The 19109-nt window shown below is 69.2% G+C and carries 19 protein-coding genes; 9 read left to right on the forward strand and 10 right to left on the reverse strand.

Translation table 11 applies throughout. The annotated features are described in order from the left end of the window. Positions 1 to 363: 363 nt before the first annotated feature. Positions 364 to 882, reverse strand: a complete 519-nt coding sequence (locus ABZS69_RS09875; RefSeq protein ID WP_355369841.1) for a tyrosine-type recombinase/integrase — start codon at positions 880 to 882, stop codon at positions 364 to 366. Positions 883 to 951: 69 nt separating this feature from the next. After that, positions 952 to 1230 (reverse strand): BlaI/MecI/CopY family transcriptional regulator, encoded by a 279-nt coding sequence (locus tag ABZS69_RS09880; protein WP_355369176.1) that lies wholly within the window; start codon positions 1228 to 1230, stop codon positions 952 to 954. Positions 1231 to 1661: 431 nt separating this feature from the next. On the opposite strand from ABZS69_RS09880, the gene ABZS69_RS09885 reads away from it, so the two are divergent. Together ABZS69_RS09885 and ABZS69_RS09890 are read left to right on the forward strand one after the other, a co-directional pair. Beyond that, positions 1662 to 2030, forward strand: coding sequence for a hypothetical protein (locus tag ABZS69_RS09885; RefSeq protein ID WP_355369178.1), 369 nt, complete (start codon positions 1662 to 1664; stop codon positions 2028 to 2030). A gap of 605 nt (positions 2031 to 2635) precedes the next feature. Next, a complete protein-coding gene (locus ABZS69_RS09890) occupies positions 2636 to 4033 on the forward strand; it encodes an MFS transporter (protein ID WP_355369180.1) in 1398 nt (465 codons plus the stop codon). Positions 4034 to 4252: 219 nt separating this feature from the next. Here the strand turns inward: ABZS69_RS09890 and ABZS69_RS09895 are convergent, their stop codons facing one another. Continuing rightward, positions 4253 to 4882, reverse strand: coding sequence for a TetR/AcrR family transcriptional regulator (locus ABZS69_RS09895; protein WP_355369182.1), 630 nt, complete (start codon positions 4880 to 4882; stop codon positions 4253 to 4255). 86 nt (positions 4883 to 4968) lie between these two features. Between ABZS69_RS09895 and ABZS69_RS09900 the strand changes: the two genes are divergently transcribed. The 5 genes from ABZS69_RS09900 (at position 4969) to ABZS69_RS09920 (ending at position 8815) form a co-directional block, all read left to right on the forward strand. After that, entirely contained in the window at positions 4969 to 5355 is a 387-nt protein-coding gene (locus tag ABZS69_RS09900; protein ID WP_355369184.1) for a nuclear transport factor 2 family protein, read from the forward strand. A gap of 2 nt (positions 5356 to 5357) precedes the next feature. Continuing rightward, entirely contained in the window at positions 5358 to 6791 is a 1434-nt protein-coding gene (locus ABZS69_RS09905) for an MFS transporter (RefSeq protein ID WP_355369186.1), read from the forward strand. 244 nt (positions 6792 to 7035) lie between these two features. Continuing rightward, positions 7036 to 7839: a hypothetical protein gene (locus ABZS69_RS09910; RefSeq protein ID WP_355369188.1), complete on the forward strand. Its 804-nt coding sequence runs from the start codon at positions 7036 to 7038 to the stop codon at positions 7837 to 7839. After that, complete coding sequence (locus tag ABZS69_RS09915; protein WP_355369189.1) at positions 7836 to 8021, forward strand: hypothetical protein; 186 nt, start codon at positions 7836 to 7838, stop codon at positions 8019 to 8021. The genes ABZS69_RS09910 and ABZS69_RS09915 overlap by 4 nt, the downstream gene beginning before the upstream one ends. A 155-nt stretch (positions 8022 to 8176) precedes the next feature. After that, entirely contained in the window at positions 8177 to 8815 is a 639-nt protein-coding gene (locus tag ABZS69_RS09920; protein ID WP_355369191.1) for a DUF6461 domain-containing protein, read from the forward strand. Positions 8816 to 9170: 355 nt separating this feature from the next. On the opposite strand, the gene ABZS69_RS09925 is transcribed toward ABZS69_RS09920, so the two are convergent. Continuing rightward, positions 9171 to 9686: a DinB family protein gene (locus tag ABZS69_RS09925; RefSeq protein WP_355369193.1), complete on the reverse strand. Its 516-nt coding sequence runs from the start codon at positions 9684 to 9686 to the stop codon at positions 9171 to 9173. A gap of 364 nt (positions 9687 to 10050) precedes the next feature. Between ABZS69_RS09925 and ABZS69_RS09930 the strand changes: the two genes are divergently transcribed. After that, positions 10051 to 11640 carry an FAD-dependent oxidoreductase gene (locus ABZS69_RS09930; protein ID WP_355369195.1) on the forward strand — a complete coding sequence of 530 codons (1590 nt, stop codon included), beginning with the start codon at positions 10051 to 10053 and terminating at the stop codon, positions 11638 to 11640. Positions 11641 to 11654: 14 nt separating this feature from the next. Beyond that, positions 11655 to 12284, forward strand: coding sequence for a Rid family hydrolase (locus ABZS69_RS09935; RefSeq protein WP_355369197.1), 630 nt, complete (start codon positions 11655 to 11657; stop codon positions 12282 to 12284). Between the two features lie 293 nt (positions 12285 to 12577). Here the strand turns inward: ABZS69_RS09935 and solA are convergent, their stop codons facing one another. From solA to ABZS69_RS09965, 6 genes are read right to left on the reverse strand one after another with little or no spacing between them, the layout of a single operon-like run. Next, the gene (gene solA, locus ABZS69_RS09940; protein WP_355369199.1) at positions 12578 to 13768 is read right to left on the reverse strand and encodes an N-methyl-L-tryptophan oxidase; all 1191 of its coding nucleotides are present in this window, start codon (positions 13766 to 13768) and stop codon (positions 12578 to 12580) included. Beyond that, a complete protein-coding gene (locus tag ABZS69_RS09945; RefSeq protein WP_355369201.1) occupies positions 13765 to 15330 on the reverse strand; it encodes an NAD-dependent succinate-semialdehyde dehydrogenase in 1566 nt (521 codons plus the stop codon). Before ABZS69_RS09945 ends, solA begins: the two co-directional genes overlap by 4 nt. Beyond that, complete coding sequence (locus ABZS69_RS09950; RefSeq protein ID WP_355369203.1) at positions 15272 to 16534, reverse strand: aspartate aminotransferase family protein; 1263 nt, start codon at positions 16532 to 16534, stop codon at positions 15272 to 15274. Before ABZS69_RS09950 ends, ABZS69_RS09945 begins: the two co-directional genes overlap by 59 nt. A gap of 49 nt (positions 16535 to 16583) precedes the next feature. Further along, positions 16584 to 16997 carry a hypothetical protein gene (locus tag ABZS69_RS09955; RefSeq protein WP_355369205.1) on the reverse strand — a complete coding sequence of 138 codons (414 nt, stop codon included), beginning with the start codon at positions 16995 to 16997 and terminating at the stop codon, positions 16584 to 16586. Positions 16998 to 17041: 44 nt separating this feature from the next. Continuing rightward, complete coding sequence (locus tag ABZS69_RS09960; RefSeq protein ID WP_355369207.1) at positions 17042 to 17584, reverse strand: GNAT family N-acetyltransferase; 543 nt, start codon at positions 17582 to 17584, stop codon at positions 17042 to 17044. A 5-nt stretch (positions 17585 to 17589) separates the two neighbouring features. Beyond that, positions 17590 to 18948: a cation diffusion facilitator family transporter gene (locus tag ABZS69_RS09965; RefSeq protein ID WP_355369209.1), complete on the reverse strand. Its 1359-nt coding sequence runs from the start codon at positions 18946 to 18948 to the stop codon at positions 17590 to 17592. Positions 18949 to 19109: the final 161 nt, after the last annotated feature.

Raw genomic sequence — 19109 nt, forward strand, 5'->3', positions numbered from 1 at the left:
TGAACGTCGCTCGACGCAGAATCATGAAGTCTCCCGCTTCCAGGTTCGAATACTCGGCTGTCGAGCCACAAGTTCTAACGAGGGCGGTGTTTCCTCGGCGTTTCCGTGCAGGGCCAGGTGGCTCTGCACGGAGCCCAGAGCACAGGCGCGGACCTTGGCCTCCGCTCCCGCACTCTGGGAAACGATCAGCGCAACGCCGGGAAGCGATCTTCTCGACCGTTCTTCCGGCCCAGGTCGGGGCTATTCGTGAACACCCCACCAGGAAGATGCAGGTGAGAAGGGTCTTTGGAGTAATCCAGAGGCCCTTTTCTCATGTCTGGAAGTCGACGGGAGCCAATCGGGGAGCCATCTCAGTCGGATTCTCTACCCGTGTCGGCTGTCGCCGAAGATGGTGTTCATCGGGTGGGCACCCTTGGTGATCACCGGCCTGAGCTGGTGCCGGTAGACCGCTTCCGTGACGCTGGTGCCCGCGTGCCCGACGAGATCGGCGATGGTCTCGATCGGTACGCCCTGGTCACTCATGATGGAGACGAACGAGTGACGTAGTTCTCGGGGACTCCAGGCGGTTCCGAGTCCCGCTCGTTTGGTGATCTTGCCAAGCCTCGCCGGCCTTGAGCTTGAGGGCGGCTTGGTGGGTGTGGTGTTGCCGGAGAGCCTGCGCCGCCAGCTTGGGCAGCTCCAGCGTGCGGCGTGATTTGCGGGTCTTGGTGTCCCCTCCTTCTCGGTCGGCGCGCCATACGTTGATGGCGAGCTTCCTGTGCTTGAATCCCACCTCCGCCACTGGATGCCAGGTCTTGAGACTCGGTATCCAGGCGACGACGTGATCCCAGCACAGCGCCCGTGCAGGGCGCTCACGCAACCCGGGTGCCCTCTCGGCGGCACCCCCTTGCCGTCGACCCGGACCCCTTGGCTCAAGCCCTCGCAGCAAGAAGGATGACGACGACAAACTCATCAATGGTCAGCGGCGGCCCCGTTCAGCGCCGCGCCGTTGAGGCCCTCAACGATCGAGAACTGCCCGCGCTGGTGTTCTGCCAGCCATCCTTTGTCGATCAGACGCTTGAGACGAGTTCGGACGGCTTCCACCCGCTTGTGAATATCTGGCTCGCCCAACGCCATCGCGACCTCCTTGGCGCGCATCGGGCGACCTGCTGAGGCCAACATGATGACGACCTGCCGGTTAATACCGGTCAATGAGTGCCACGCGGCAGCAAGAGTGTCCGGAGCTCCCATGGACGGCACCGGCTGAAGGTGACGAGACTCGGCGGGGCCTTGACGGTCAGCCTCACCGGTGACCAGTTGGTGCGAGCCCTGGCGTTCTGATCGAGCACTTCCGGCTCGGAATCGTCACTCGCCGCGTTCTTCGCCCGGAGATCCTCCACGGGGTTCCGGCTCGATACCTCGTCTTTGGCCTGCAGTCTGGCCAAGGTGCGCCGAACCGCCGTCAGTTGCTCCAGTCACTCCTCGGCCTCGGCGATTTTCTCGCGCCACGACACGAAGCCAAAGCCAGTTCCGGGTCCATACCCGAGCCGCCTTGCACCGGATCTCCACACTAACCACGCATCAGGCACATACCTGCCTGCTTTGATGGCGCCGTGATCAAGCCAAGGAGGCACTCGACGGAAGCCGGCGACATTCGCTGGGCCTTCGGCTGCGGATTCCCCGTGATCATCGCCCTGGCGTTCGCGACCGTCGGAACCTTCCTCGAGCTTCATCTGGTAGCTCGTGCGCATGTCTACTGCGCTGGTGACCTGAGCGCAGGAGAGAACTTCGCCGGGTCCATCTGGATGGTGAGCCGCCTTGTTCTCTTCCCGGTGGTCTCGGTGGTGTCGGCGCTCATCTCGCTGGCCTTCCAGCTACTCGCCCGACTGCCACGCCTGGCCGGCCGCATGTGGCTGGAACTCCTCCTGCTGGCGCTCACCATCGCCGTCTCGGCCGCCGGTCCGGTAGCCCTGACCCTGTACGACCTGGCCGCCCAAGGCACGCCAGGCAACTGTGTCCTGCCCCGGTGGCCCTCCTGGCTGCCCTCCTAGGACGACGGACTTCCCTCCTCCCTCCAGAGGGATCCTGGGAAGCGACCTTCCGAGCCTCCGCTCCGTTCCAGGTCAGACCAACTCGTGAACACCTCACGCCGAACTCGTGCATAACAGCTTCGACGATCTATCGCTGTCCGCGCCGTCCCTGCGAGGATCTCGAATACCTGTTCGCCCTTAATCGACAGGAGCAGGTGGTGCGCCAGTTCGAGTCGCGCATCCAGGCGGACTGCGGGAGAACGGGCGGCCTCGATCCCGGCCGTCAGCACGTCGCTGATGAAGGTGACAGACGTGCACACGTCGCCGCCTGCAGGGGGGCGAAGCGCATCTCCTCCCCCGCACGGTGCAGGTAGCCGGTGGTGGGCTCCACGGTCACTCGTCGCCTAGAGCTGGAACTGACCCTGCCGGACCTGCACGATCACGGCGGCGGGTGACATCTCGGGAGCGGATCAGCGAGAGTGATCGTCCGTGCACTGGACCGCGCTGATCACAGAGTGCGGGCTTTTTCGCCGTACGCACCGCACAAACCCTACGCATCATCGCCGACCGTGCGGTCTGCAAATTTCTTCAAGACTGAGCGGGCACGTACGGCAGATGCTGGGTGCATGATCGCTCTTGCTCCTCCGTCGACGACGGCTGCCCCCCGGGGCCGGATGCTCGCCGTGCTGCTCACCGGGCAGGTCATGGCGTCCATGGACGGCTCGATCGTGTCAGTGGCGGCGGAGACGATTCGTGACGAGCTGCATGCCGGCAGTGCCGCGATCCAGTTGATCGTGTCGGGCTACCTGTTGACCACCGGAGTGCTCCTGGTCACGTGCGCGCGGATCGGTGACGTTGTCGGACAGCGGCGTGCGTTCTTGCTCGGGCTTGGCTGGTTCACCGGCGCTTCGCTGCTGTGCGGCCTGGCTCCAGACGCGACCGTGCTGGTGCTCGCCCGCATCGTGCAAGCAATGGGGGCGGCGCTGCTCACCCCGCAGATCTTCGCGCTCATCCAGGTGCACTGGGAGGATGCGGCACGCCGTAGGGCGATCGGCCTCTACAGCATGGTCCTCGCCTTGGGAGTCGCGCTGGGGCAGGTCATCGGAGGGCTGGTCGTCAGCGCCGACCTCTTCGGCCTGTCCTGGCGGCCCATCTTCCTGATCAATGTCCCGATCGGCGTGATCTTGCTGGCTGTCGGCCCAGGCCTGCTGCCGAGCTCCCGCACAGACGCGCAGGCGCGTCTTGATCTGGGTGGAGTGGCGGTCCTGACTGTCGCCATGACCGCGGTCACTGCCCCACTCATCTTCGGCCACGACCACGGCTGGCCCGTTTTGGCATGGATCTCGCTGGTGTGTGGCGCAGCGCTGCTGGTGGGGTTCGTCCGGCATGAGACCAAAGCGGGGCACCCGCTGCTGGACCTGGCGGTGCTGCGGCCGAACGGGGTCAAGCCGGGACTGACGGCCTGCTGGATCATCATGGGCTGCTACACCGTCTTCCTGCTCACCCTGACTCTCCATCTCCAAACCGCGCTGGGGTATTCGCCGCTTCAGGCGGGGCTGGCTTTCGTCCCGTACGCCCTGGGGTTCGGCACGCTGAGCTTGAGCTGGCCCCGCTATCCGCAGCGGCTGCAGGCCGCCCTGCCGATAGCGGGCCCGATCGCCTTCGCGGTCGGGGCGGCCCTACTGGTGCTCCTGTTCCGTGATCAGTGGCAGCCGGTCGCGTCCATGCCCCTGCTGCTCCTGGCCGGGGCCGGACACGCCGCCGGGTACAGCCCGCTGATCGCGCAGATCACGTCGCTGGTGGAGCCACGGCTGGCGTCGGCGATCTCAGCATTGAACTCCACCGGTCCCATGCTCGCCGGGGTGACCGCCGTCGCTGGGCTCGGGAGCGTCTACTTCGCAGCGTCTTCCTCCGCCGACGGTCTCCTGCAGGTTGTCACCGCGGTCGCTGTCCTGCTCGCGATCGGTACGACGTGCGCCATCCGGGTCGCGCTGGCTTACCGGGCCGCGGACACGGCTGAGTAACGTGTGCTGCCCACACCGGAGGCTCGACGTGGAGCAGTCGTTCCGACCGGTTCGTGGTCAGAGCCGCTCGTTGATGGCGGCGATCGGCGCAGTCGCTCTTGAGTCGCTGGGAAAGGATCAACTCGCGAGCGGGAAGCGATCTTATGGAGCCCGCGTTGTCGCAGGCCGGCCGTACTCGTGAACACCCCCACCAGGAGGCCGTCGGCGGCGCTTGTGCCTTCACTTGTTCGTCAGGCTCACGCCGATGAGCTTGATGAGGAACCGATCGATCTGCTCTTCAAGAGGCGGCCACGCCAGACCCGGTTCGTTCACCCGGATCGACACGGCGCCGTGCACGGCTGCGCGCAGGTCGAGCGCGAGAGTGGCGGCGTCGCCGGCGGGCGCGAGCCCCGCGTCCAGGCACCGCTGGACGGCAGCCGTGGTGCGCACCGTCAGCTCCTCCTTGAACACCAGGTGCATCCGCTGGTTGAGCGTGCTCTCGTGCAGCACTTTGTACAGGCCCGCGTGGTCGCGGACCCACGTGCCGAGGAACAGCAGGCGCGCTCGTAGCCGGCCCACCGGGTCGCCGTGGACGTACTCCGCCTGATCCAGGTCGGACATGAGGTCGTGCGTGCACTGCTCCAGGGCGGCGAAGACCAGGGCGTCGCGGTCGGCGAAGTGGATGTAGACCGAGGTTGCCGCGATGCCCACCTCGCGCGCGACGGCGCGCAGGGACAGCGCCTCATCGTCGCTCAATTCATCGAGCATCCGCAGCGTGGCATCGATGATGTCGCGGCGCAGCCGTTCCCCCTGGCCTCGCCGGTTACGGCCCCGCGCGGACGAGGGCGAGGTCGAAGAGCTGGCATCCATGGCTCCCATTGTATTGCGACGATCGTTGCCTTACAGTCGTAGCCCTACGAATGTAGGGCTACATCTGTTAACTTAGTGGGGAGATCATGAAGTCGAGGCTTGAAAGCAACAAGCAGACCGTTCTGGCCTTCTACGAGGTGGGTCTGAACCAAAAGGACTTCGAGGCCGCGTCGAAGCTCATCGGCGACCGGTACGTTCAGCACAATCCCCGCATCGCGGACGGCATCGAGGGCTTCGAAGCCTTCATCGGCCAGTTGCGGACGGACTTTCCCACGCTGCGAGCCGAGGTCAAAAAGATCTTCGCCGATGGCGACTTCGTCATCGCACACGTGCACGGCGTACGCGTGCCAGGGCAACTCGGCACGGCCATCGTCGACATCTTCCGGCTCGACGAGAACGGAAAGATCGTCGAGCACTGGGACGTCATGCAGCCGATCCCCGAGACCGCCGAGAACCAGAACGGGATGTTCTAGCCGTGACCACCACGACCGGCACCGGGCGGCATCCCGCCGACGCGACCCTGCCCGACCCCCGGCGCTGGTGGGCGCTGGCCACGGTCGCCACGGTTCAGCTGATGGTCGGCATCGACATGACGATCGTGAACATCGCGCTGCCCTCAGTACAGCGCTCACTCGACCTGTCCGACCCGGCCCGCCAGTGGGTGATCACGCTCTTCGCGCTCTGCTACGGCGGCCTGCTGCTGCTCGGCGGGCGGCTGTCGGGGCTGATCGGCCGCAGGCGGATCCTGCTGGCCGGGCTGATCGGCTTCGCCGCAGCCTCGGCGCTCGCCGGCGCCGCGACCGGCCCGGCGATGCTGCTCACCGGCCGGGCCCTGCAGGGCGTGTCCGGCGCGCTGCTCACCCCGGCCGTGCTGGCCACTCTGGCCACCGCCTTCCCCTCACCCGCCGAGCGCGGTAAGGCGTTCGGCATCTACGGCACCGTGATGGGCAGCTCCTCCGGCCTGGGCGTGCTGATGGGCGGAGTGCTCACCGACTACCTCGACTGGCGCTGGTGCATGTACGTGAACCTGCCCATCGCGGCCCTGGCCGTCACGGGGGTGCTGTACGCCGTGCGCCCGTCCCCACGTGCGGCGGGCGCCCGCATCGACGTCACCGGTGCGGTCCTGGCCACCGCCGGCCTGATGGCCCTGGTCGTCGGGTTCGCCCGGGCCGAGCCCGACGGTTGGGACGCGCCGACCACCTTGGGCCCGCTGGTCGCCGGAGCTTTGGCACTGGTCGCGTTCGTCTGGGTCCAGGCCCGGGTCAAGGGGCCGCTGCTCCCGCTGCGGGTCGTCCTGGACCGTTCTCGCGGCGGTTCGTACCTGGCGGTGTTCGGCCTGGCGGTGGGCATGTTCGCCGCGCTGTTCTTCCTCACCTTCTATCTGCAGAACGTGCTCGGCTATTCTCCGATCCAAGCTGGCCTGGGATTCCTGCCGCTGACCGCCGGTCTCATGATCGGAGTTCGGGCGGTGAGCCCGCTGATGGCCCGCGTCCCGGTGCGGGCGCTGCTGTGTCCCGGACTCCTGACGATCGCGGCCGGGCTCGCCCTGCTCGGCTTCCTGCGGGCCGACAGCGGTTACTGGCTCCACGTACTGCCGGTGTTCCTGCTGGTGGGGCTGGGCACGGGATGGGTACTCGTCACCGCCAACAGCACGGCGACCCTCGGCGCCGGTGCCGACAGCGCCGTGGCGGGAGCCATGGTCATGACCTCACAGCAGATCGGCGCGTCCTTGGGCACTGCAGTGCTCAGCACGATCGCCGGGACGGCTGCGGCCCGTCACATCGGCCACACGCCGGCCGAGACCGCCGTCCATGGCTTCAACGTGGCCAGCTTCGGCGCGGCCGGGTTCCTGTGCCTGGCCGCACTCGTGGTCTTCTTCGTCACGGGTCCGCGCAGACCTCAGCCCTGAGACGCCGCTGAAGAAGGTGGGTTGTGGGCGTGTGGTGCCTCGTCGACGTCTACGGCGACCTGGCCAACTGGTCAAAGCACTCTGCGCGCTCAGCCGCACCGAGGGCCTACCGGGGAAACGATCTTCGATGTTGCTCACCCCGGCATGGCGTTCAAACGCGCCCTCCGCCTGGCGCCACTCCTCATGATCGATTGTAGGGTGAGGCGTTCGCTCCCATCCCCCCGAAACCCTCAGGAAGCGTCCCGTGTTACGTCGTCACCGTTCAGCCCTGCCCGCCCTGCTCGTCACCGGTCTGTACGGCGGCGCGCTGGCGGTCGCCGTCGTCGTCGCCCTGATCTCTGGCGACCTCGGTCCGTTGTGGTGGCTGACGCTGTTCGCGACCGTGACCGAAGGCGTCGCGGCGACAGGGCAGAACCTGCTCCTCCTGGTCCTGGCCGGGCTGTCCTGGACATGGGGGATCTGGCAGATCCTGCGCGGGCCGCTGGCGGGGCCGCCGCCCCAGCAGGACCGGAACATCCTGCGGTTGCGCGTGGCGCTCTACGTCGCGACGGCGGTGACGTGGCTGCTCTACGTCACCGCGTCGTTCATCTGGGTAGATGTGACGGTGATCAACTCTGCGGCGATGTGGTGGGTCGTGCTGGTGTTCATGCGGGTGCTGGGCGGCGACCGGCCGTACATGCGGGGCGCGGGGGTGCTGGGGTACGGCGGTTTCACGGTCATCGGCGTACTCGACCTCGTCGGCTGGCCCGTCCTGGATTGGGCGGAGCTGATCTGCGGCCTGGCCTGCCTGGCCTGGACGGCGCTGGTCCTGTGGGTCCAAAGGTACGACGACCGCTGGGGAACGGCGACCGTCGCGTACGGCATCGCCGCCCTGGTGGTGCCTATCTTTCTGGTACTGGCGGCAATGCCGTTCCCGGGCGAGGGAAGCGCCGTCGAGGCTCTCGGTGTGGTCTCGAGCGTCCTGATCATGATCTGGCTGGCCCGCTCCGCCCACGACCTCGCCGCCCCGCGCCACGAGCCGGCCGCCCAGACTACGTTGGGGGCATGAGCCGACGAGCAGTCGCGTTGTCGGTCATCGCCGCCGCGCTCGTGCTGGCGGCGATGGCCATGGTGATCATTCGGCCGGGCGACCCTGAGCGCGCCGCCCCAGGATCGTGGAACGATCGTGCTCCCGAGGACGTCGCGTCCTACTGGACCACCGAACGCATGCGTGAGGCAGCCCCCGGCTGAGAGACGGGAACAGCGGATCGAGACGTTGATGCGGATGCGGTCGTCGGACGAGTTGGCGCGCGTGGTGTTGCCCAGGCCGTAGCACAGGTCGTTGCCGCTGAAGTCGGTGCGCTGGTAGCCGTCCGGTGGGAAGCCGAAGGAGCAAGGAGCAAAGCGTGAACACCGGACAGCCTCCGACTGCCGACCTGCACGAGCACTATCGGCAACTCCGCTCCGGCCAGCAATGGCTCAACGTGGCCATGTGCTGGACCGTAGTGGTCCCGGACAGCGGACAAACGCTCCCCCTGGACCAGCTCGCCGCCCGGCTCAGCGGAGCTGCGCCGCACCGTCTTCATGAGCCGGCACTGCCCGATGCCCTCGGGCTCCCTTACGACACCGACAATCCTGTGTTCGTCGATTGGTGTGGATCCGCCGCCATGCTCGTGGAGGGCGACTTCCTCGGATCAACCCCCGCCGTGCTCCGGCGGCTCAGTCAGGGGGCCCGGGTCTACAGCGCCTGGTGGAACGTCAACTCCCACAACCGGCTGAGCTTCGCGGCCGGAGGTGAGCTCGTTCTGGCGATCGACGCGTTCGGCCCCGGCAGACCGGAAGACCATGCCGACATCGGCCAATGGCCTGAACTGCAGGCGATGACAGACTTCTTCGTCGACTTCGAGGAACGCGACGAGGACTACGACTGGCAAGCTGCCATGCTCGCGGTCATCGACCAGACCACCGGAGCAAGGCTGACCAGCGAGTGGCTGGAGCAACCACATCCGTACATAACGGTCCGCATGCCTGATGCGGCACGCTGATCCCCTCGGAAGCTCGGCTGGGAAACGATCACGACCCATCTCGGGAAGCGATCTTCGCCAGGACGTTATCGTCGCTGCTCAACCACACTCGAGAACGCCCCATCAGGGGCACGGGATCCCGTCCGAGTGCGGCGGAGGGCTCGGGTGGCGTCAGGCCGTTGGGAAAGTACGCGAAACGGGCTGACGGGCATGGTCAAGCCGGAGACTGGCGCGGTGCTGCACCGGGTCGGTCTGGTTTGTGACTTTGTCTGCCGGGTGGTGGCCTGCTCTGCTCGAAAGGCGGGGCGGCAGATTCTCGGTGATCGACCACTCGCGTGCCGTCTCTGGCAGGATCTCCAAGAGATGCGTGAACGGGTCAGTAGTAGCCCTTCTCGCCGTCGATCAGTTCTCTGATGACGTCCAGGTGGCCGGCGTGCCTGCCGGTCTCCTCGACCATGTGGATGAGCATCCAGCGCAGGCTCGCCGCGGCCGAGCGGTAGTCGGGGTGTTTGCCGACGTCGTCCAGTGAGTGGGTGGCGACGATCTCGTTCGAAATCTGGCACTGGCGCTCGTACTCGTCGAGGAGTTGCGCCAGCGGGACGCCCTCGACCAGCATGTCGGCGTCCTCCACGCTCTCGTCGAACTGCGGGTTGCCGTCGGCGGGGCGGCCCAGGAAGAGCACCTCGAACCAGCAGTGCTCGGTCCAGCGCAGGTGCGAGATCAGGCCCGCCATGGTCATGAGCGGCGAGGTGGGCAGTACCGGCCGGTAGGCGTCCTCCTCCGACAGCCCTTCGCACTTCCATCGGACGATCGCGCGCTGCGTGTCGAGCCAGCCGACAAGCTGGGTGCGTTCGTCGGCGACGAAGGGCGGGCGTACGCGAGGAATGCTCATGAAGGCGGATGGTAGTGCGGTCATCCTGGGCAGCGCACGAGGTTTTCTGCCGTGGCGACACTCCTCTTCTCCGAGGTCTCGGGGCCGCTGGGTGAGCCGGTTCTGACTGGTGCGTGACCGCGAAGCCCTGCTCCACCTTGCGATGGTCGACCTCATGACCCGCCGGCGGATCCATGGCTGGCAGCTGGACCTGGGGTCAGGTAGGGCGAAACGCCCACTTAGTGCTCATGGGCCACTGGAGCCCCTTGAAGCTCACATTTCACTACAAACCAGATGATCGCCTTGAAACCCGCAAACAACACAGCAGCGGATGAACGGCAACAAAACGCCTCCAGACTCGCCTCCAGCAAAATCTTGGAGGTACGTGTTGGGGTACAGCAGACGCGGTTTCCTGTCCGCCGTCGGTGTTTCCGGCGGTGCAGGGGCGCTCTTCGCGACCATGGGCGCGCTCGGTCTCGCGCCGTCCGCCGAGGCGGCCGCGAAGGGAACCTTCGACCCGCCGCAGCAGTCCGACTTCTCGCTCACCGGGCGGGCCACGAAGAAGGTGGTGATCCTCGGCGCGGGGATAGCCGGCCTCGCCACGGCGTACGAGCTGGGCAAGGCGGGCTACGACTGCACGATCTTGGAGGCGCTCGACCGGGTGGGCGGCCGGAACTGGACCATCCGCGGCGGTGACCGCGTGACCGAGCTGGACGGCTCTACGCAGGTCGCGCGGTTCGGCGACGGCGTCTATCTCAACGCGGGCCCGGCGCGGCTGGCGCAGTGGATGGTCACCATGGACTACTGCCGCGAGCTCGGCGTGGACCTGGAGGTCTTCACCAACTCCAACGCCCAGGCCTACATCTACCACCAGAACATGCAGGCCCCCGTCCGCTGGCGTACCGCCAAGGCCGACGTGTACGGGTACGTCTCGGAGCTGCTGTCGCGGGCGACCGACGCGGGGGCGCTGGACGGCGCGCTCACCGCGCAGGACAAGGAGCGGCTGATCGCCTTTCTGTCGAACTTCGGGGCGGTGGGGGACAAGGCGAGCGGGTTCAAGTACACCGGAACCACCCGCCGCGGCCACAGCGTGAACCCGGGCGCGGGCGAGCAACCGGGCACGGTCCTCGGGGCGGTGCCGTCACTGTCGGAGGTGCTGGCGAGCGGCGTCGGGCAGCGGTTCTCGTTCGAGTTCGGCTATGACCAGGCGATGCTGATGTTCCAGCCGGTGGGCGGCATGGACGCGATCCCCAGGGCCTTCGCCGCCAAGATCGGGCGGCAGCGGATCCAGCTGCGCTCCAAGGTCACCAAGATCACCGACCTGCAGGACGGCGTGGAGGTGGAGTACCAGGACCGCCACGGCCGTACCCAGAAGATCAAGGCGGACATGTGTGTCGCGGCGATGCCCCCGCACATCCTCGCCAAGACCGCGCACAACCTCGGCCCGGAGATCCAGGCCGCCCTCGCCACCCCGACCGCCGCGAACGCGGGCAAGATCGGTCTGGAGTACCGCCGCCGCTGGTGGGAGACGGACGAGGACATCTACGGCGGTGTCACCGCCACCGACCTCGACCTGGCCACGATCTGGTACCCCTCCTACGGGTACGGCACGAGGCGCGGCATGGTCGTCGGCTACTACAACTTCGGCGCCCAGGCCGACGCGTACGCCGCGCTGAAGCACGCCGACCGCGAGCGCCGCGCGATCGAGCAGGGCATGAAGATCCACGGCGCGAAGTACCGCGACGAGCTGGCGTCGTCAGTGTCCATCGCCTGGAAACTCCAGCCGCACATCGAGGGCGCCTGGGTGGGCTGGCCGTCCCGCCAGGGCGCGTACCAGCTCCTCAACAAACCGGCCGGCCACGTGTACTTCGCGGGGGACTGGCTGAGCTACATGATCGCCTGGCAGTCGGGAGCCCTGGAATCCGCCCGCAAGGTCGTCACCGAGCTGCACCAGCGCGTCCTGAGCACCTCCTGAGAGGACACCTCCGCATGAAGATCCGCACCATCGCCCTCCCCGCGGCCGTCGTCCTCGTTCTCGGCACCGGTACGGCCGCCGCCAGCCCCACCTGGTCGCCCCGGCCGCAGGAGGTCAAGCCCTTCCTCCCGGCAGGCACCACCAACCCCGCGATCGCCGACGGAGTGGCGCTCGGCAAGCAGGTTGCCTCCTACACCGCCAGCGGCCTGGGCCCGGCGGCGGCCAACACCGGGGCTCCCGCCGACTCTCCCGAGCGCTACGTCGACTTCCCCGGCGGTACGTTGCCTCCGGGCGTCACCGTCACCGAGGCCCAGGCGCTCAACGTGCTCAAGCGCATCAAGGCCAACCTCGCCGCGGCCGGGCTGGGCCTGGCCGACGTCGTCTCCATGCGCGCCTACCTGGAGAAGCCTCCCGGGGCCGAGTCGGCCGACTTCGCCGGCTGGAACCGCGCCTACCGCCAGTTCTTCGCCAACACGGACCTGGCCACCGGCGCGGCCGTACCCGTGCCGCTCGGCACCGCGCCCCCCGCGCCGCCCATGGAGGTCAACCCGGCCCGCCCGGCCCGCGTGACGATCGAGATCGCCAACCTCCCGGTCGCGGGGTGGCTCGTCGAAGTGGAGGTCGTCGCCGCCTACAAGCACTGACCGCCGTACGGGGCTTCGGGCGTGCCCTGCTGCTGGAGCGGATCCGGCAGCCGGCCACGCCCGGCAGGGCTTCCCGCGGCACGCGCGGCCGATCGCGCGGTGTCCGCGGATGTGCCGGCCTGGTTGCCGCCGAGCCCCCGCCGAGCCCCCGCCGAGCCCCCGCCGAGCCCGTGCCGAGCCCGTGCCGAGCCCGTGCCGAGCCCGTGCTGGGCGTCCGGGAACGGCAGGTCGGCCTGGCCGTACGCATGATGATCGAATCGCCCAGCCGGGGCCGCCCCGGCTGGGCGTTCTGATCACACCTTCGCGGAGCGGCCCGGTGTGAATTGCCCGATGCCGGCCTCGGTGACACCCTCCGCGAGGAGGTCGCCCAGGGCATCGCCGACCGCCGGTGCGTACTTGAAGCCACCGCCGGAGAACCCGACGGCGACCGCGACGTGCGCGGCGCCCGGGAGCAGCCCGACGACGGGCCGGCCATCCTCCGTGTACGACTCCACGTGCACCGTGGTCTGCACAGGACGCGGGTTGAGCCCGGGCAGCCAGCGCGCGACGACCTCGCGGATCTCCGCCAGGTGGTCGGCCGTGAGGTGGGGATCCGGGAGTGCCGGGTCGGCCACCTCCGGGTGCGGGCGGCTCTTCACGCCGATCTTCACCGTGGCCCCGTCCTGGCTGGGAAAGCCGTAGATGGAGGCGCCGTCCGGCATGCCGACGCGTTCGAAGACCGGGAAGCGTTCCGCGCCGTACAGTGACAGGTCGTCCGGTGCGAACCAGGTCTGCGCCAGCCGGCGGGCGGTCAGCCTGGTCACTCCGATCGCCTCCCGCAGCCCGTCCGGCAGCAGCGTGGCCGCCCAGGCGCCGGGGGCGAGGACCACCGCGTCGAACGTCTCGTTGTGCGGCCGATCCGCGCCGCTCCGGTAGGTCAGCCCGACGGTCTCGGACCTCACGTCGATGTCGAGGATCTCGGTGTCGTGGTGCACGGTTGCCCCGAGCGTCGCGGCCTGTTCGACCGCGGCGAGGATCGCCAGCTCGGGGCGGAGAAAGCCGGTCGCGGGGTCCTGGACGGCGATGTCCGCGTCCTCGACGGCGTGCTGGGGGAAGCGCTGCCGCAGGTCCGGTGCGTCGAGGATGCGATGAGCCAGCCCCCAGCTTTCACAACTGGTCACGGCCCGCCGGACGGAGGCGCTGTCGGCGGGGCCGAGGATCAGTCCCCCGGTCTGCTCCAGCAGGCGTCGTCCGGTCGCCTCCTCCAGCCGGCGCCACAGCCGCTCGGCCCGGAGAACCAGCGGCGGCAGGTCCGGGTCGCCCATGCTGATGACCGCGAACCGGCGGGTCTGCCCGCCGGAGGCCCCGCGGTGGTGCGGGACGCCCCAGCGGTCGAAGGCGTGCACCTCCAGGCCGCGCTCGGCCAGCTGCCAGGCGGCCATGCTGCCCACCGCTCCGGTTCCGACGATCGCCGCCCTCCTTCGAGCGGTTCCGATGAGGTTCATGAGGCCAGCGCCGGGGCGGCGAGGTATTTGAGGTTCTGGTATTCGACGAGTCCTTCGGCGCCGCCTTCCCGGCCGAGCCCGGACTGCTTGATCCCGCCGAACGGCGCGGCCACGTGGGACAGCAGCCCGCGATTGATGCCGACCATGCCGCTGTCCAACCGGCCCGCGACCCGGGCGATCCGGTCGCTGTCGCGTGCCACCAGGTACGCCGCGAGCCCGAACGGGGTGTCGTTGGCCAGCGCCACCCCCTCGTCCTCGGTCCGGAACCGGCGGATGCCGGCGACCGGGGCGAAGACCTCCTCCTGCTGCAGGAGAGCGTCGGCGCTGAGGTGGTCCAGCACCACCGGGGCGAACCAGCTGCCGGGCCCGCCGGGCACGTCGGCACGCCCCAGAACCGTCGCCCCCTTCGCGACGGCGTCGTCGACCAGCCGGTCGGCCTTGGCGACCGCGCGGTCGTCGATGAGCGGGCCGAGGTCGACGTCCGAGGTTCCCAGCCCGATCCTGATCGCCGTGAGGGCCTCGGTGAGGCGGGCCGCGAACTCGTCGGCCACCGGTTCCTGGACGAGGAACCGGTTGGCCGCCACGCACGACTGACCTCCGAGGCGCATCTTGGCGACGACCGCCTCACGGACCGCGAGGTCGAGGTCGGCGTCGTCGAAGACCAGGAACGGGGCGTTGCCGCCGAGCTCCATCGACGTACGCAGCACGTGCGCGCCGGCCTGTTGCAGCAGCAGTTTCCCGACGGGGGTGGACCCGGTGAAGGACACCTTCCGCAGTCGTGGGTCGGCGATGAGGGCGCCGCAGACCGCCCCCGGATCCGTGGTGGTGACCACGGTGAGAACTCCTGGCGGGACTCCCGCGTCCCGTGCGAGTTGCGCGAAGGCCAGCGTGGTGAGCGGGGTGAGCTCGGCCGGCTTCAGCACGGCCGTGCAGCCGGCGGCCAGGGCGGGCGCGGCCTTGCGGGTGGCCATCGCCAGCGGCACGTTCCACGGGGTGATGAGCAGGCAGGGGCCGACCGGGCGCGGGGCGGTGACGATGTGCCAGCCGCCGTCGGGGGTCGGGGTGCTACGGCCGGAGCTGCGGACCGCCTCCTCGGCGTACCAGCGGACGTACTCGGCGGCGTAACGGACCTCGCCGCGCGCCTCGGTGAGAGTCTTGCCCACTTCGAGGGTGATGAGGGCCGCCAGACGCTCCTCGTCGGCGAGCATCGCCTGGTAGAGCCGGTGCAGGATGTCCGACCGCCGCCGGGTCGGGGTGGCCGCCCAGGCGGGGAACGCGTCGCTCGCCGCGGTCAGCGCGAGCAGGGCGTCATCCGGTTCGCAGTCGGCGACGGCCGTGACCGGCCGGCCGAGCGCGGGATCGGCGACGGCGAAGGTCCGTCCGGAGCGCGGCGCCGTCCACTCGGCGGCCAGGAAGCCGTCGGGCAGCGACTTGGCCGCCGTCTCCGTGAGTTCGCGGTGCCGGGCGATGTCGGCCGGCTGCGGCGCCGACGCCTGCGCGGGCTCAGGCGGACTCGAGGGTACGCGCGCGGTCGAGAGCGGACTTGAGGACGTCGGCGGCACGGGAGATCTCCTCGGCGGTGATGACGAACGGGGGACTGACGTGCAGGGAGTTGTCGGCCAGCAGCCGGGTGAGGACGCCCCGCTCCCGCGCGGCGCGCAGCACGGGGCGCGCGTCGACGTCGGGGGCGAGCTGGACGGCCGCGAGCAGGCCGACCCCGGCCCGGACGTCGACGACGGCTTCGTGGTCGCGCAGGGGGGTGAGGGCCTGGGCCAGGACGGGTTCGAGGTCCAGGACGCGCTCCAGCAGACCTTCCTCCTCGATGATGCTCAGGTTCACCTCGGCGGCGACGCAGGCCGCGGCGTGGCCCGAGTACGTCAGACCGTGGCGGAAGGTCGGGGCGTCGGGGGTCTCGGCGAAGAAGGGCTCCCAGACGCGCCGGGAGACCAGCACGCCGCCCAGCGGCAGGTAGCCGGAGGTGATGCCCTTGGCCATGGTGACGAAGTCCGGCTCGATGCCGAAGCGCTGGCAGGCGAACCACTGCCCGACGCGCCCGAAGCCGGTGATGACCTCGTCGGCGATGAGCAGGATGTCCAGGCGGCGGCACAGCTCGGCCAGCCCGGTGAGGTAGCCGGGCGGGGGCAGCAGCACGCCGCCGGTGCCGATGACCGGTTCGGCGATGACGGCGGCGACGTTGTCGGGTCCGAGCCTGAGCAGCTCCGCCTCGGTGGCGGCCAGGTCGTTCCACGGCACGCGGGCGGTCTCGGGGATCAGCGAGTCGCTGCCGTACCCGTCGCGGTTGCTCTGGATGCCCGTGATGCTCGTACCGAACCCGTGCAGACCGTGGTAGGCGTGCTGGCGGGAGACGATGACGCGCTTGCCGGGCCGCCCGGCCAGCTGCCAGTGCCGGCGCGCGAGCTTGCAGGCGGTGTCGACGGAGTCGGAGCCGCCGCTGGTGAGGAAGACCTTCGCGTCGGGGATGGGGCTCAGCTCGGCGAGGCGCTCGGCGAGCCGGATGGCGGGGCGGTTGGCCATGCCCTGGAACAGGTGGTACGTCTCCAGGACGCTCAGCTGCTGACGGACGGCGTCGGCGACGCGGGTCCGGCCGTGTCCGATGTTGGCGTGCCACAGACCGGCCGGCAGGTCGAGCAGGTCCTGGCCGTCCTCGGTACGCACCGAGGCTCCCCGCCCCGACGCGATGACCGTGAGGGTTTCCTCGATGGTGGACATCGCGGTCTGCGGATGCCACAGGCTGGTGCTCGTCAAGAAAGGCTCCTCATCACGTCGGGGAGGGGAATACAGGGGGAAGGGAGGGTCAGGCGGCGGCCACGACGTCCTCGACGACCTCGGCGTGGATGTGCAGCATCCGGGCCACCAGGCCGTTGCCACGGGTGTACTTCAGGTTCTCCGGCGCCACGGGGTCCTCCTTGCCGGTGAAGAAGGCGGCACCCTGGTCCATCGACTTGTCGGACTTGTCGTCGGGGTAGAGCGGGTTGATCGTGTTCTCGATCTTCGGCCACAGGGCCCGGGCGGCCTCGGTGCTCTCGAACTCCAGCGTCAGCACCAGCGTGTTCGGGATGAGCTCCCCGGCGCACTCACGCAGAACCGAGCCCCCGAGGTAGCCGGGGTGGCCGTCGAGGCTGCGCAGCCAGTCGACGAGGCTGGTGCGGGCCTCCTCGATCTTGGTGGGCTCGGCGACGAAGATGAAGACGTCACGACGCTTGTACATGGTGTTCTCCTGTCTTACCTGTGCGGTCGGGGACTGCGCGGAAGTCACTGCGGGGAGCGCGGCAGGTCGTAGAAGACCGCGCCGCTGGCTCCCTGCGTGTCGTCATGGACGAGCCGGGCGCCGAAGGACTCCCAGAAGGCGACGGCGCCGGGGGAGTGGCGATAGGTGTGCAGGGCGATGGCCAGGTAGTGCCCCTCCTGGTCCGCGCGGTCGAGAACCGCGTGGACCAGGGCCCTGGCGATGCCGCGGCGGCGGGCGTCCTTGCGGACGTAGACGCGTACGAGCTGGCCGTGCCGGCCGTCCTCGTACCGCTCGACGACGTGGTGCGGGGTGAGGCCGGGCTTCAGCCGGCCGCTGCGGATCCCGCCCGTCGCCAGGACCTCACCCGTGCCGTCGTCGGTCACCACGAGGAGGAAAGGACCGTTCCCCGGGGCGTAGTGGGTCAGGGGATCGTCGACGTCGGCGTGGATCCGCGGGTCGTAGGCGTCGCCGAAGTCCTCGGCGATGCTGTGCCGCATCACCGCCTGCGCGCCGGGCAGGGTGTGCTCGCTCAGCGGGTGGATCGACCATCCCGGCGAGCCGTTCACGGGTGTCACGGCGCGCCCGCGCTCTGCGCGGCGAGCTTGGCCCGGTATTCCTCCCGGGCCTGCTTCGAGGCGTGGTGGGCGGACAACTCGTGCAGGTCGTCGGGCATCGCGCCGTCGACGATGGGGTGGACGTGGACGGTGACCCGGTCGAGGTTGCCCACCGTGTGCATCAGGGAGTGCTGCACGTTCTCGGCCACGTTGTGGGCCTCGATCACGCTCAGCCCGAAGTCGACGCCGATCTCGGCGTCTCCCTCCATGCGGTGGCCCGACCAGCGGGCACGGACCTCGCCGACGTTCACCACGCCGGAGACGCCGGCGATGGTGGCGCGCATCCGGTCGATCGTCGCCGGCTCCACGCCGTCCATGAGCCGGCGGATGATGATGACCAGGGAGTTGACCAGGATGCCGCTGATCGCCAGGGCGATGAAGAGTCCGACGATGGCGTCGGCGCGGTCGAACCCGAGCCACACCCCGATCACGCCGGCGATGACGGCGATCGAGGTGTATCCGTCGGCGCGGGCGTGCTGCCCCTCGGCGATCAGCGCGGCGGAGCCGATGCGACGGCCGGTCCGGATGCGGTACACGGCCACCATCTCGTTGCCGATGAAGCCGACGGCCCCCGCGGCGAAGACCCACCACAGGTTGGTCAGCGGGTGCGGGTTGATCAGCGCGTCGATCGACTCCCAGATGATCAGCACGATCGAGGCGACGATGACCAGGGAGATGAACAGCCCGACCAGGTCCTCGGCGCGCCGGTAACCATAGGAGTACTTCTTGGTCGCCGCGCGCCGGCCCAGCCGGAAGGCGATGATCAGGGGGATCGTGGTCGCCGCGTGGCCCAGGTTGTGGATGGTGTCGGCCAGCAGGGCGATCGACCCGGACACCGCGACGATGACCATCTGCCCGATCGCGGTGGCCATCATGCCGGCCAGCCCGATCCAGGCCGTGCGGATCCCGTCCTGGGCCGACTCCTCGGCGCTCTGGATCGCGTCGTTGGCGTCGTGGGCGTGCGGGATCAGCGTGTGCTTGATCTTCGCCCACAGGCCGGTCCCGTGGTCGTGGCCATGGTCGTCGCCGTGACCGTGACCGTGGCCATGCCCGTGTCCGTGCCCATGCCCGTGGTCGCTGTCGTGGTCGGTGTCGTGGTCGGTCTTGGCCGACGCCTCGGCTACGTGGTGGCCGTGATCGGAGTGTCCGTGCCCGTGGCCGTGCCCGTGGCCGTGGTCGTTCACGGCGGCAGGAGTGTCATCGTGCCCGTGCCCGTGGTTGTTCACGGCGGCGGGGGCGTCATCGTGTGGGTGGTCGTGGCCGTGGCCGTGGCCGTGGCCATGCCCGTGATCGTCTGGGGTCGTGGAAGCTCGCATCGAGAGTCCGTTCATGCCGGCGGAGGGTGAGTCGCGGGGCCGAGGGGGTGAGTCGCGGGCCGGGAGGGTGAGTCGCGGGGCCGGGAGAGAGGGGGGCGCGGGGGGTCGCGGGGCCGGGGAGAGGGGCGGCCGGCTGCCGAGTGGCGCCTGCCGCGCCATCA

The organism is Nonomuraea sp. NPDC005650, from assembly GCF_040605375.1.
GTDB lineage: Bacteria > Actinomycetota > Actinomycetes > Streptosporangiales > Streptosporangiaceae > Nonomuraea.